The sequence below is a fragment of the Micropruina sp. genome (assembly GCF_047606365.1).
In the GTDB taxonomy this organism is placed as follows: Bacteria; Actinomycetota; Actinomycetes; order Propionibacteriales; family Propionibacteriaceae; genus Micropruina.
In genome coordinates, this window is the sequence record NZ_JASGEN010000169.1 from 1 (window position 1) to 12,980 (window position 12,980).

Genomic DNA, 12,980 nt, shown 5'->3' on the forward strand with positions numbered 1-12,980 from the left:
CCGCCCGCCGCACCGCGGACGGCGCCCGCCGAGCCGCTGCCGATGGCTGAAGCAGAGGCCGATCAGCTGCTCGAGGCGGTCGTCCCGATCGAGACGCCGGCGATCGACGAGACGCCTGCCGACGCCCCGGTGGAGTCCACCCCGGAGGCCGAGGCAGTCGAGGAGCCCGCGGCCGAGAAAGAGCCCGCGGCTGAGGAAGAGGCGGCGTCCGATCCCGAGGGCACGGCGGATGCCGAGGCTGTCGTCGAGGCCTCCGAGGCCCCCGGCGATGAGATCTCCGAGGATGAGACCACCGACGAGCAGGTCGCCGACGAAACCGCTGACGAGCCGGCCGCCGAAACGAGTCCGGCGACCACCCATGAAGGTGCCGCGCCCCAGGAGCCGGCGCTGATCGAAGCGGACGAGCCCGCTGCCGAGCCGACGCCGCGGCGCCGTCGCAAGCGGGCCGTGATCACCGAGGTGGTTGCCGAGCCCGAGGCGTCCGAGCCGCTGCCGGAGCCGCTCAGCCTCGACGAGCTGCCGAGGCTGGACGACCTCGCCCCGCGGCCCGCTGAGCAGCGCGGACGCCGTCGCCGGCGCGAACCGGAGGCGCCGGTCGCCGAACCCGAGGCGCCGGTGGCTGACGCCGAGGCATCGTCGATCAGCCCCGAGCAGCCGGAGGCTGAGGCCGACCCGGTCGCGGAGAGCCTCGCCGAGCTGAGCAGGGCACGCGGGCGCAAGCGGGCGAAGAAGACCGAGACCGAAGCCGCCGCGGTGCTCGACGAACTCGCGGCCGCTATCGGTGCGCAGCGCGATGACGAGGCTGCCGACGCGTCCGAGGACGAGGAGCCCGCCGCGGTGGTGCTGGTTGTCTCCGACGAACTGGTGGAGACCGACGAGGCCGACGACCAGGGAGACGGTGCCGACGACGGCGACGACTCCGGTGAAGGTCCGCGCCGTCGGCGGCGCCGTCGTGGTGGACGCCGTCGCCGTCGTGGTGGCGCGGTCGAAACCACCGACGACGAGGCCGGCGACGACAGCAGCGATGACGAGGCCGATACCGACGGTGAGGCGAGTGCTGCCGACGCCGAGGGCGAAACCGAGGCTGCCGGCGAGTCCGCGGAGGGCGGCGAGAGCGGTGGCTCCAGCCGTCGCCGCCGGCGTCGCCGTCGCCGCGGTGAGGACACCACCGGCTCCGACGACGATCCGACCGATGTCGTGGTCCGGGTGCGCCAGCCGCGCCGTTCGAAGGCCAGCGACGAAGTCACCGGCATCGACGGTTCGACCCGGATGGAGGCCAAGCGGCAGCGGCGTCGTGAAGGCCGTGCCGCCGGACGCCGCCGTTCGCCGATCCTGTCCGAGGCCGAGTTCCTGGCCCGGCGCGAGGCGGTCGACCGGAAGATGCTGATCCGGCAGGCCGACGACTACACCCAGATCGCCGTCCTTGAGGACAACATCCTGGTCGAGCATTACGTCGACCGGGCGTCCGCGAATTCGATGATCGGCAACGTGTACCTGGGCAAGGTGCAGAACGTGCTGCCCTCGATGGAGGCCGCCTTCATCGATATCGGACGCGGCCGCAACGCCGTCCTGTACGCCGGCGAGGTCGACTGGGAGACATTCGGCGTCACCGGCGGCGACCGCAAGATGGAGAAGGTTTTCAAGTCGGGCCAGAGCGTGCTGGTGCAGGTCACCAAGGACCCGATCGGCGCCAAGGGTGCCCGGCTCACCGGGCACGTCTCGATCCCCGGCCGCTACGTCGTGTACTCGCCGGGCGGCCAGCTCTCCGGCATCTCCCGCAAGCTGCCCGAGGGCGAGCGGACGCGGCTCAAGGGCATCCTCGACGAGCTGGTCGGCGACACCGCGTCGGTGATCGTTCGCACCGCGGCCGAGGGAGCGTCCGAGGAGGAGCTGGTGCGCGACGTCAACCGGTTGAAGGCGCAGTGGGAGGTCATCGAGAAGCGGGTGAAGGCCGGCAAGTCCCCGGAGTTGCTGTACGCCGAGCCCGACCTGACCGTCCGGATCGTCCGGGACCTGTTCACCGAGGACTTCGGCCGCCTCGTCGTCGACGGCAACGGCAAGGGTGAGGACGCCTGGGACACCGTGGACGCCTACGTGACCCATGTCGCCCCGCACTTGAAGGAGCGGCTGGAGCACTGGGACCGGGAGGAGTCCGGCGACCTGTTCGCGGCCAACCGGATCGACGAGCAGATCGCCAAGGCGCTGGAGCGCAAGGTGTTCCTGCCGTCGGGTGGTTCGTTGATCATCGACCGCACCGAGGCGATGACCGTCATCGACGTCAACACCGGCAAATTCACCGGCACCTCGGGCAACCTCGAGGCCACCGTCACCTCCAACAACCTAGAGGCGGCCGAAGAGATCGTCCGCCAGCTGAGGCTGCGCGACATCGGCGGCATCATCGTCGTCGACTTCATCGACATGGTGCTGCCGGCCAACCGCGAGTTGCTGCTGCGCCGGCTGGTGGAGTGCCTCGGACGCGACCGCACCCGGCACCAGGTGGCCGAAGTCACCTCGCTGGGCCTGGTGCAGATGACCCGCAAGAAGATCGGTACCGGCCTGGCCGAGGCGTTCACCGTCACCTGCGAGACCTGCCACGGACGCGGCTACCACCGCCACGACACCCCGGTCGACTCCCAGGCTCCCGCCGACGGCGGCGAGCGTGAGCACGGACGCCGCCGGCGCCACTGAGCCACCTTTCGGACGTGGTTTCGACAAGCTGAACCAACCGCTCGAGCTTGTCGAAACCCGTTCCGAGTCGTCGTGTGCGCGGACGCCCACCGCTGGTCGAGCTTGTCGAGACCCGTCCCGAGCCGTCGTCTGGCCACATCCGTCATCCCGGCGAACGCCGGGATCTCGTGAGCCGACCGTGACGCCGAGATCCCGGATCAAGCCGGGACGACTTGTGTTCGATACCGAAGGACGGCTTTAGCACGATCCAGCCGCCCTACCGACTCGCGCAACACCCGTGGATGACGGACGCCGGCGTCCGAGCCGGTCATAAGGTGCTGGGTTGGAAGGAGACACCCCCATGACTGCTACCGCAACGACTCCGGCCCCGCTGAACTCTCCGGCGCGGGTGATCACCGCGAGCATGATCGGGACGACGATCGAGTTCTACGACTTCTACGTCTACGCCACCGCGGCCGTCCTGGTCTTCCCGCAACTGTTCTTTCCCACCGGCAACTCGACGACCGCGCTGATCGCGTCGTTCGGCGTGTTCGGTGCGGCAATGATCGCCCGCCCGATCGGCGCGATCTTCTTCGGCCACCTCGGCGACAAGCGGGGACGCAAGACCACGCTGGTGGTGAGCCTGCTGACGATGGGCATCGCCACCTTCCTGATCGGCCTGTTGCCGACCTTCCACAGCGTCGGCCTGCTCGCACCGATCCTGCTGCTGGTGCTGCGCCTCGCGCAGGGTTTCGCGCTCGGCGGCGAATGGTCGGGTGCCGCGCTGGTGGCGACCGAGAACGCGCCCGAGGGCAAGCGCGCCTGGTACGGCACGTTCCCGCAGGTGGGTGCACCGCTCGGCTTCATCATCGCGAACGGGATCTTCCTGTCGATCAGCGCGGCACTTCCCCCGGACGCCGGCGCGCTGCAGTCGGAGGCGTTCCTGACCTGGGGCTGGCGGGTGCCGTTCCTGTTCTCGGCGGTGATGGTGATCGTCGGACTCTGGGTGCGGCTGAAGCTGGTCGAATCGGCGGCGTTCACCGACGCCGAGAAGCGCGGCGCGATCCGCAAGCTGCCGCTGAGCACCACCTTCCGGTTCCATTGGCGCGAGGTGGTGCTGGGCACGTTCATCATGCTCGCCACCTATGTGCTGTTCTATCTGATGAGCAGCTTCACCCTCACCTACGGCACTGCGAAGGCGACCGCGAGCCCTGCCGGTCTGGGCATCGGCTACACCCAGTTCGTGTTGATGCAGATCATCGGCGTTATCTTCTTCGGCCTGTTCACGCTGCTCTCCGGTCCGCTCGCCGATTCGATCGGACGTCGCAAGCTGCTGCTCGGCGTCACAGCGGTGATCATCGTGTTCGGTCTCGCCTTCCCGCTGTGGTTCTCCGGCCAGGCCGACCCGTTGTTCACCGGCGCGATGGCTCAGGCCGGCCTGATCATCGGTTTCACGCTGATGGGCGCCACCTTCGGCCCGATGGGGGCACTGCTGCCCGAACTCTTCCCGACCAACGTGCGTTACACGGGTTCGGCGATCGCCTACAACGTGTCGAGCATCCTGGGTGCCGCGGTGGCCCCGATCATCGCCGTCGCTCTGTGGGCCCAGGCCGGCGGCAGCACCTGGCTGGTCGGCGTCTACCTGGCCGGCTCGGGCGTCCTCACCCTGATCGCCCTCTTCCTCAGCCGTGAGACCAAGGACACCGACTACTCGGCGGCGTCCGTCGAAGACGAGCTCGAGCTAGTTGGCACCAGTCCCCGGTGACCAAAAGAACCGTCCCCGGTGACCGAGAGAACCGTCCCCGGTGACCAAGGGAACCGTCCCCGGTGACCGTGGGGACGGTTCCTTTGGTCACCCGGTTGGCCGGGTCTGGACAAGCTCGACCAACAGGGGTGGTTAGCGGACCAGCAGGCTGATGGCGTGGATGCCGAGGCCTGCGAGGCAGCCGACGACGGTGCCGTTGATCCGGATGAACTGCAGGTCGCGTCCGACGTGCAACTCGATGCGGCGGGCGGCCTGTTTGCCGTCCCAGCGTTCGATGGTGTGGCTGATCACGGTCGAGAGTTCGGCGCCGTAGGTGCGGACGACGAACGCGGAGGCGTCCTCCAGCCGTCCTTCCAACCGGGCGCGGAGGGCGTCGTCGTCCAGCAGCGAGTCTCCGAACCGCTGGACGGCACGGACGGCGCGCTGCTTCAGTTCGGACGACTCGGCGGCGAGCGCCGAATCGAGTGATCCCTGCACCGTCCGCCACAGGCTGACGATCGTCTCGGCGGTCTGCGGATGGCTGAGCAGCCGGTCCTTGAGTTTCTCGGCCCGCTCGGCCACCACCGGGTTGCGTTGCAGGTCGCCCGCGACTTGGCGCAGCAGGTCGTCCAGGGCGGCCCGGGTCGGATGGTTCCGGTCGCGGCGGATCGCCCACAGCCACTCCATCGCCTGGTCGTAGGTCCAGCTGACGACACGGCGGTTGATGAACTTGGGTGCCCACCGCGGCGCCCGCTCACCGACGATCCCGTCGAAGGTGTCGGGGTGCCGTCGCAGCCAGTCGTGCACCTCGCCGACGACCAGGTCGACCAGCCCGTGGTGGGCGCCGTCGGTGACGATGGCGTCCAGCAGATCACCGGCGGCGCCGGCCAGCGGTTCCGACCGCAGCCGGGGCACGATCACCTCGCTGACCAGGTGATTCACATCGTCGTCCGAGATCCGGGTCAACCCGACCCGGGCCAGCCGGGAGCCCTCGGCCACCACCCGGACGGCGTTGGTCTCGACCTGCAGCCACTCACCGAGCCAGGTGCCGACCCGAGTGGCCGCCACCCGCTCGCGGACGATCGCCTCGGTGAGGAAGTTCTCGGTGAAGAAGGACTGCAGATTGCGGGCGATGTCGTCCTTGCGGCGCGGAATGATCGCGGTATGCGGCACCGGAAGCCCGAGCGGATGGCGGAACAACGCGGTCACCGCGAACCAGTCGGCCAGAGCACCGACCATGGCCGCCTCGGCGCCGGCGTTGACGAAGCCCCAGACACCCTCGTCGGCCACCCGCAGCGTGCCCAGATAGACCGCCGCCGCGAGCAGCAGCAGGCCCAGGGCGATCAGCTTCATTCGCCGTAGCCGGGACGCACGTTCCTGATCGGCCGGTGACATCGTTGCGATCGACACCCGCCCAGGATTCCAGCAGTAGCCGGGCGTCGGCTAGGGCGCGCCGATCATCACGGTGTTCAGCGCGACACGATGGCGCCGAAGGGCGGTGGCTACGCCTTATCCTGAGGTGAAGCACCCAGGAGTACGTGATGAGCCAGAACCCCTACCCGCCCACGCAGCCGGAGCCCCCGCAGCATGCCGGTGGCGGCTACCAGTACACGCCGTACCCGCCGCAGCAGCAGTACCACAGCTATCCGCCTCAGCCGCCGGCACCGTCCTATGGGCTGCCGGTCGTGCCGCAGTTGAATCCGTACGCGCCGCAGGCACTGGCGCCGTTCGGTGTCGATCCGCTCACCGGCCTGCCGTACTCGGACAAGAGCAAGGTGGTGGCCGGCCTGCTGCAGATCTTCTTGGGCAGCTTCGGCGTCGGCCGGTTCTACCTGGGCAATCCCGGCATGGCCATCGCGCAGATCCTGGTGACCTGGTTCACCCTCGGCGTCGGTGCGCTGTGGCCGTTGATCGACGGCATCGTCCTGCTGGCCGGCCAGCCCCGTGATCGCGCCGGACGTCCGCTGCGTCCCTGATTCCGCCGGATCCCCGCTGGTTGAGCCTGTCGAAACCGGGTTTGCTGGCGTTGGAAGGGTCTCGACAAGCTCGACCGACGGTGGCCCACGGAAGGTGGTCTGACGAATCAGAGCAGTTGGTGTGCCTGCAGGTCGGCTCGGAGCTGATCGGCGCTGGTGAACAGGGTGGTGCCCAACCCTACGGTGGAGGCCGAGTCCAGGTTCTCCTGGGTGTCGTCGATCATCATCGTGTCGTCAGCCTCGAGGCCGAAGCGTTCCAGGGCGTAGCGGAAGATGTCGGCGTCGGGCTTGGCGAGACCGACCTCGCCGGAGACGATCACGTCGGCCAGCCGGTCGATCACCGGGTTGGCGCGCCGGGCGATGTTGAAGTTCTCCTTGGCCCAGTTGGACAGCCCGAAGCACGGCACGCCGGCCGTCAGCAGGTCGTCGATGACTTCGGCGGTTCCCGGCACCGGGCCGCTGACCGTCAACGGGAAGCGGTCCAGGTAGACCCGGTAGATCTCGGCGAGTTGCGGGGCTTGGTCGTCCATCTCGACCAGTGCGTCGCGCAACGGCATGCCGGCGTCGGTGCGCGCGTTGAGTTCCCAGAACACGTCCGAGGTGAGGAAGTCGTCGATCCGGCCGGCGTCCACGACGCCCTCCAATGCCCGGATCGGGTCCCAGTCGACGATCACGTTGGCGACGTCGAAGATGAGGGCGGTGGTCACAGATCCTCCTCGGCGATCCTGATGCGCAGAGCCTGGGCCAGGATCGGCCCGAGCCCGTGTGCCTGCTCGTCGGTGATGATGGCTCCGGCCATGCCGTCGACACCGTCCAGACGATTCAACCGCACCATGTCCAGCCCCCGCAGGTCAAGGTGTTCCCCCTTGCGGTTGTGCAGATCGAGATCCTCGACCAGGCACTCGGCGAGCGCCGTCCGGGTCACGTTCGCACCGGCCAGATCGAGGGTGCCGATCCGGCAGCCGGTGAGCTGGAGGTCCGAGACGACGGCCTCGCGCAGGTTGAGGTAACCGATCCGGACGCCGTGCAGAGCGACGTTGTTCCAGCGGGCGCCCGAGGCGTCCAGCACGCCGATGCTGCCGCCGCTGACCACCACGCCGCGCCACTCCGAACGGGGTGCGTCCCAGGTGATGGTGACCGGGTCGTCCACCTCCACCTCGGTCAGCCGGACGCGGCGCATCGCCAACCGCTGCCCCGGCAGCTGAACCAGCCGCGAGTCGCTGATCGTCGCTCCGACCGCGGACGCCTCCTCGGCATGCCAGGAGATCCGTGCCTCGATGATCGTGGTGCCGTCGGCGTCCGGGCCGAGTTCGCGTCCGATCAGCGGAGGCAGTTGCGGCGGGTTCACCCGCGGGGTCTCGATGGTCACCGGCTGCTCCTCACAACAGTCCCAATTCGGTGAGATCAGTGCGCAGCCGGGCCGCGTCGGTGAACAGCAGCCCGGTCATGCCGACCTCGATCGAGGCGTCGACGTTGTTCTGCCGATCGTCGACGAACACCGTCGATTCCGCGGCCAAGCCGAAGCGGCGCAGGCTCACCCGGTAGATCTCGGGATCGGGCTTGGTCAGGCCCACCTGGCCCGACACCACGACGTCGTCCCCAGTTCGTCGATGATCGGGCTGGCGGCCTGGGCGATGTCGAAGGTCTCCTTGGGCCAGTTGGACAGCCCGAAGCAGGGCACGCCGACGGCCTTCAGTTCGCGGATCACTTCGGTGGTGCCCGGTACCAGTCCGGTCACCGAGTGGGCGTATCGGTCGACGTAGAGCCGGAACGCGCCACCCAGGTGGGGTGCCCGGCGGTCCATCTCGGCGATCGCTTCGGCCACCGGCAGGCCGTGGTCCCAGGCCTCGTTGAGCTCCCAGAACTCGGTCGAGGCGAAGAACGCGTCCACCTCGGGCTGGGGGAGCGCTCCGGGCAGGGTGCGCCGCGGATCCCAGTCGACGATCACGTTGGCGATGTCGAAGACGACGCTGGTCACTGCTCCTGTTGTCATGGCACGTTGCGCTGCAACTCGTCCAGCCACAGCGTCGCCGACACATCGGACGGCATCCGCCAGTCACCGCGCGGGGACAGCGAACCGCCTCGCACCACCTTCGGCCCGTTCGGCAGCGCCGAGCGCTTGAACTGGGCGAAACCGAAGAACCGGCGCAGGAACACCTCCAGCCACTTCTTGATCGTCGGCAGGTCGTAACCGACCCGCTTGTCGTCGGGGAAGCCCTCCGGCCAGTCGCCGTGGGCGGCGTCCGACCAGGCATGCAGGGCCAGGAACGCGATCGTCGAGGGGGCGGTGCCGTGCCGCAGCACGTGGTACAGCGTGAAGTCCTGCAGGTTGTAGGGCCCGATCGACGCCTCCGTCGACTGCGGTTTCTCGCCCGGCGTGGTGGGCACCAACTCCGGGGTGATCTCGGTGTCCAGGATGGCGTGCAGCACCTCGCCGACCTCGTCGCTGAACTGCCCGGACGCGCTCACCCAGCGGATCAGGTGCTGCATCAACGTCTTCGGCACGCCGCCGTTGACGTTGTAGTGGCTCATCTGATCGCCGACGCCGTACGTGCACCAGCCCAGCGCCAGCTCGGAGAGGTCACCGGTGCCGAGCACGATGCCGCCCCGCTGGTTCGCCAACCGGAACAGGTAGTCGGTACGCAGCCCGGCCTGCACGTTCTCGAAGGTGATGTCGTAGACCGGCTCACCCTCGGCGAAGGGGTGGTCCATCTCGGCCAGCATGGTGCGGGCCGTGCCGGTGATGTCCAGGGTGGCGAAGGTGACGCCCAGCGATTCGGCGAGCCGGGTGGCGTTGTTCCTGGTGTGGTCGGACGTGGCGAAGCCCGGCATGGTGAACGCCAGGATGTCGGTGCGCGGCCTGCCCAGCCGGTCCATCGCCTTGGCGGCCACGATCAGCGCATGGGTGGAATCCAGGCCGCCCGAGACGCCGATCACCAGCTTGGGCTGACCGATCGCGCGCAGCCGTTGCTCCAGCCCGCTGACCTGGATGTTGTACGCCTCGTAGCAGTCCTGGGCGAGCCGGGCCGGGTCGGACGGCACGAACGGGAAGCGGGCAACGTCCCTTCTCAACCCCAGATCGCCGGACGGCGCACCGAGCGTGAACGACACCCAGCGGAAGCCGTCCACCCGCTCGGCATGCGCGCGCCGGTTGTCGTCGAAGGTGCCCATCCGCAGCCGCTCCTGATGCAGCCGGCCGAGATGGACGTCGGCGATCGAGGCCCGCGGACCGTTCGGGAACCGCTCCGATTCGGCCAGCAGGGTGCCGTTCTCGTAGATCATCGTCTGCCCGTCCCAGGACAGGTCGGTGGACGACTCGCCCTCACCGGCGGCGGCATAGACGTAGGCGGCCAGGCAGCGCGACGAGTTTGCCGCGCACAACTGATGGCGTTCCACCGATTTGGCGACGGTGATCGGCGACCCGGACAGGTTGGCCAGCACGGTGGCCCCGGCCAGCGCGGCCTCGGCGCTGGGTGGGATCGGCACCCACATGTCTTCGCAGATCTCCACGTGCAGCACGAAATGCGGGACGTCGTCGGCGGCGAACAGCAGATCGGGCCCGAACGGGACGTCCACCCCGGCCACCCGGATCTCACCGGTGACGTCGTCGCCGGGGGCGATCTGCCGGCGCTCGTAGAACTCCCGGTAGGTGGGCAGGTACGACTTCGGCACCACGCCCAGGATCGTGCCGCGGTGGATGACGATCGCGCAGTTGTAGATCCGGTGCAGGCTGCGCAGCGGAGCGCCGACCACCAGCACGGTGCCGAGTTCTGCGGACCCCTCCACGACGGACGCGATCGCGGCGTCGGCGGCGTCCAGCACCACGTCCTGCAGCAGCAGGTCCTCGATCGAATACCCGGTCAGGCACAGCTCGGGAAACACGGCCAGCGCGACGCCGTCGGCGTCCAACTCACGGGCTTGCTCCAGGATCGCGGCCGCATTGACTTCCGGCTGCACCATGGCGATCGGCAGCGTGGCCGCCGCCACCCGGGCAAAACCGTGGGCGTACAGATTGTGGAAGTCCATTCCGCTCCTTCTCGCGTCCGGGCAGGTTCAGCATGTCAGATGCGGCGAGCGGACAGCGCTACTCGGTGGACGCCGGCCCGCCAGCGGCCACCCAGGGGCCCGGGGGAGCCTCGGGCAACTCTTCATCGGCCTCTTCGGTGGCGAAGATCTCCAGCCCGCGAGCCTGGTAGTTGGTCAGCGCCGCGGCGCCGTCCAGGCTGCAGGTGTGCACCCAGACCCGGACGACGACGGGCAACTCCGCGCGTTCGGCGATCGACCAGGCGGCCGTGATGCCATGTTCCAGCAGCAGGCCGCCGAGACGGCGTCCGAGACCCTGTTCGGCGAGCCCGAAGTAGCGGATCTCGACGTGGGTGCCGTCGGCCTGGACCACTGGGTGCAGATGCAGGTAGCCCAGCGGCACTCCCTCGCTGTACAGCACCCAGAACTCGCGGCCGGGTACCGCCAGTTCTTCTGCCCACTGTTCCCGTGACCAGCGGAGACGATCCAGCCAGTACCAGTTGCCGCCCACCAGCGCATAGAGAAAGCGGGCGTATTCGGGGGTGATGCCGTCCGCCCGTTCCAACCGGACGCCGTCAGGCAGCGGACGCGGCGCCCGCGCTGCCGGTTGGAGCATCTGCAACGACCAGGTGGTGACTCTCATGGCAGCATTCTGGGCCCCGGCACGCCGGTGACTCAGTCGCCACCGCCGAAGTCGCCGAAACCGCCCCAATCGCCGCCGCCGAAGCCGCCCCAGTCGCCTCCGCCGCCGCCGATATCGCCGCCGTCGGAGACCGAGGAGAAGTCGCCGTCGAAGCCACCCGAGTCGCCGAACGCGCTGCCGGCGTCGGCTCCCAGGCTGTCCATCGTGCCGCCGTCGAACATGCCGCCGGCATCGCCGAACGCGTCGCCCAGCGAGCCGACGTCGCCCACGCCGTCGAAGCCGTCCATCGCCGAGAACATCGCCAGGGTGAACATCGCATCGTGCAGACCCCAGCCCATCACCCCTAGCCAAACGAGGTCGAAGCCGTCGTCGTAGCCGTCGGCGCGGGCCTGCGCGGCCAGATCGCCGAACACCTTCACCCAGTGATCGGCAACACCGAGCGCGATCGCCCAGGGCAGGTACTTGGAGAAGATGCCGGCCGCCTCCTCGTAGGAGAACTGTTCGACCTCGGCGGTGGCCAGGTAGCGCTTGAAGCTCAGCGTCTGGATGCGCAGCGCGGTGCCCTCCGCGCTGCGTACCGGTCGCTGCGCGGTGCGGGTGCCGATCAGCGCGCCGCCCAGCGCTGCGACCGCGCCGGCCGCCATCGCGGCACCGGTGCTCGTGGCGAACCCGACCAGCAGCAACAGACCGGCCACGATCCAGACCACCCGGACGGGGTGCATTCCGGTGACCTGACGGAAGTAGCCGCGCTCGTAGGAGGCGTTCGCCAGGGTGTACTGGAAGTCGCCGAACGCACGGTTGCCCTGGGCGGGCAGCTCGGACAGCCGGACGTCGGGCGTGACCAGGAACAGATCGCCGAGCAGTTGCTGTTCGATGGGGTCGAGCGGATCGGCGGGCGGATTGTCGGCGACGTGCAGCTCCCAGTCCTTGCCGCCGCGAGTCTGCGGGCTCTCCACCACGGTGATCGTCAGATGCCCGCGGGCGGCGAGGTCGACGATGGTGGCCATCACGTCACGGTTCTCGGGGGTGCCGTCCACGACGGTGCCGGCCAGTCCTGGTCCGACGCCCCGAGGAGGGTTGAACGCGACCGCGACCTCTCCGCTGTACTCGCTGCCGCCCGGCACCGGCACGCGGGTCTCGGCCTGACCGCCGAGCGGCGTCAGGCCGGGAACGACCCCGGCGAACATCTCGTCGGCGAACTTCCGCCGTTGGGCCCGCCAGGCCCACACCAGCAACACCGCCACGCCGAGCGCGGCCCCGATCCAGGTCACGTCCATACGCCCATAGTGACAGGTGCCCCGAACCGCCTTCGCGGACGCCAGAATGCTGTCATGAAGCTGCCGACAGTCAGGACGCCGCACGGCCCGTCGCGGCTCACCGTGCACGCTCCGGACGACCCGCGCGCCGTGCTGCTGCTGGGGCACGGGGCCGGCGGCGGCACCCACGCCTTCGACCTGGTCACGCTGGCCGCCGAGCTGCCTTCGCGCGGGATCGTGGTGGTGCTGCACGAGCAACCCTGGCGGGTGGCCGGCAAACGAGTCGCGGCGCGTCCGCCCATCCTGGACGAGGGCTGGCGTCCGGCACTGGATCGGATGCTGACCGAGCACCCAGGGCTGCCGCTGTGGGTCGGCGGCCGCAGCGCCGGCGCTCGGGTGGCCTGCCGCTGCTTCGACGAACGACAGGCCGGCGTGATCTGCCTGGCGTTCCCGCTGCATCCGCCCGGCAAGCCGGAGAACTCCCGGATCGCCGAGCTGGCCGGAGTGGCCGGGCCGGTGCTCGTCATCCAGGGCGAACGTGACCCGTTCGGCTCGCCGGACGACGTCCGCGCCGCCGCCGCGGAGGCCGGGGGAGCGCAGCCCGAGGTGGTCGCGGTACCCGGCGCCCATTCGTTCGCGCCCCGGACCAAGGCCGACCGGGCCGGCGTCGA

The 12,980-nt window shown here is 69.3% G+C and carries 12 protein-coding genes; 4 read left to right on the top strand and 8 right to left on the bottom strand.

What is annotated here, in order from left to right; translation table 11 throughout:
* Positions 1–42 precede the first annotated feature (42 nt).
* Both QM624_RS19315 and QM624_RS19320 read left to right on the top strand, forming a co-directional pair.
* Positions 43–2,688, top strand: a complete 2,646-nt coding sequence (locus QM624_RS19315) for an Rne/Rng family ribonuclease (RefSeq protein WP_415094886.1) — start codon at positions 43–45, stop codon at positions 2,686–2,688.
* Positions 2,689–3,028: 340 nt separating this feature from the next.
* Complete coding sequence (locus tag QM624_RS19320) at positions 3,029–4,432, top strand: MFS transporter (RefSeq protein ID WP_415094864.1); 1,404 nt, start codon at positions 3,029–3,031, stop codon at positions 4,430–4,432.
* A 132-nt stretch (positions 4,433–4,564) separates the two neighbouring features.
* Here QM624_RS19320 and QM624_RS19325 read toward each other — a convergent pair whose 3' ends face one another.
* Positions 4,565–5,821 carry a DUF445 domain-containing protein gene (locus QM624_RS19325; protein ID WP_415094866.1) on the bottom strand — a complete coding sequence of 419 codons (1,257 nt, stop codon included), beginning with the start codon at positions 5,819–5,821 and terminating at the stop codon, positions 4,565–4,567.
* Positions 5,822–5,952: 131 nt separating this feature from the next.
* Here QM624_RS19325 and QM624_RS19330 point away from each other — a divergent pair, with 131 nt between their 5' ends.
* Positions 5,953–6,387: a TM2 domain-containing protein gene (locus QM624_RS19330; protein ID WP_415094868.1), complete on the top strand. Its 435-nt coding sequence runs from the start codon at positions 5,953–5,955 to the stop codon at positions 6,385–6,387.
* Between the two features lie 107 nt (positions 6,388–6,494).
* Here QM624_RS19330 and QM624_RS19335 read toward each other — a convergent pair whose 3' ends face one another.
* From QM624_RS19335 to QM624_RS19365, 7 genes are read right to left on the bottom strand one after another with little or no spacing between them, the layout of a single operon-like run.
* Positions 6,495–7,094 (bottom strand): HAD-IA family hydrolase, encoded by a 600-nt coding sequence (locus QM624_RS19335; protein WP_415094870.1) that lies wholly within the window; start codon positions 7,092–7,094, stop codon positions 6,495–6,497.
* Positions 7,091–7,756 carry a hypothetical protein gene (locus tag QM624_RS19340; protein ID WP_415094872.1) on the bottom strand — a complete coding sequence of 222 codons (666 nt, stop codon included), beginning with the start codon at positions 7,754–7,756 and terminating at the stop codon, positions 7,091–7,093. The genes QM624_RS19335 and QM624_RS19340 overlap by 4 nt, the downstream gene beginning before the upstream one ends.
* A 10-nt stretch (positions 7,757–7,766) precedes the next feature.
* On the bottom strand, positions 7,767–7,973 hold the full coding sequence (locus tag QM624_RS19345) for an HAD-IA family hydrolase (protein ID WP_415094874.1): 207 nt from the start codon (positions 7,971–7,973) through the stop codon (positions 7,767–7,769).
* Positions 7,952–8,365 carry a hypothetical protein gene (locus QM624_RS19350; protein ID WP_415094876.1) on the bottom strand — a complete coding sequence of 138 codons (414 nt, stop codon included), beginning with the start codon at positions 8,363–8,365 and terminating at the stop codon, positions 7,952–7,954. The genes QM624_RS19345 and QM624_RS19350 overlap by 22 nt, the downstream gene beginning before the upstream one ends.
* Positions 8,366–8,376: 11 nt before the next feature.
* Positions 8,377–10,413 carry an NAD(+) synthase gene (locus QM624_RS19355; RefSeq protein WP_415094878.1) on the bottom strand — a complete coding sequence of 679 codons (2,037 nt, stop codon included), beginning with the start codon at positions 10,411–10,413 and terminating at the stop codon, positions 8,377–8,379.
* A gap of 58 nt (positions 10,414–10,471) precedes the next feature.
* Positions 10,472–11,053: a GNAT family N-acetyltransferase gene (locus QM624_RS19360; RefSeq protein ID WP_415094880.1), complete on the bottom strand. Its 582-nt coding sequence runs from the start codon at positions 11,051–11,053 to the stop codon at positions 10,472–10,474.
* A 32-nt stretch (positions 11,054–11,085) separates the two neighbouring features.
* On the bottom strand, positions 11,086–12,330 hold the full coding sequence (locus tag QM624_RS19365) for a DUF2207 domain-containing protein (protein ID WP_415094882.1): 1,245 nt from the start codon (positions 12,328–12,330) through the stop codon (positions 11,086–11,088).
* 54 nt (positions 12,331–12,384) lie between these two features.
* On the opposite strand from QM624_RS19365, the gene QM624_RS19370 reads away from it, so the two are divergent.
* On the top strand, positions 12,385–12,980 hold a 596-nt coding region (locus tag QM624_RS19370), incomplete at its 3' end, for an alpha/beta family hydrolase (protein WP_415094884.1).

Excerpts from the sequence above, each read along its gene's own strand:
- QM624_RS19315 (WP_415094886.1), top strand. The coding sequence starts at position 43 with ATGGCTGAAGCAGAGGCCGATCAGCTGCTCGAGGCGGTCGTCCCGATC.
- QM624_RS19320 (WP_415094864.1), top strand. The coding sequence starts at position 3,029 with ATGACTGCTACCGCAACGACTCCGGCCCCGCTGAACTCTCCGGCGCGG.
- QM624_RS19330 (WP_415094868.1), top strand. The coding sequence starts at position 5,953 with ATGAGCCAGAACCCCTACCCGCCCACGCAGCCGGAGCCCCCGCAGCAT.
- QM624_RS19355 (WP_415094878.1), bottom strand. The coding sequence starts at position 10,413 with ATGGACTTCCACAATCTGTACGCCCACGGTTTTGCCCGGGTGGCGGCG.
- QM624_RS19360 (WP_415094880.1), bottom strand. The coding sequence starts at position 11,053 with ATGAGAGTCACCACCTGGTCGTTGCAGATGCTCCAACCGGCAGCGCGG.
- QM624_RS19365 (WP_415094882.1), bottom strand. The coding sequence starts at position 12,330 with ATGGACGTGACCTGGATCGGGGCCGCGCTCGGCGTGGCGGTGTTGCTG.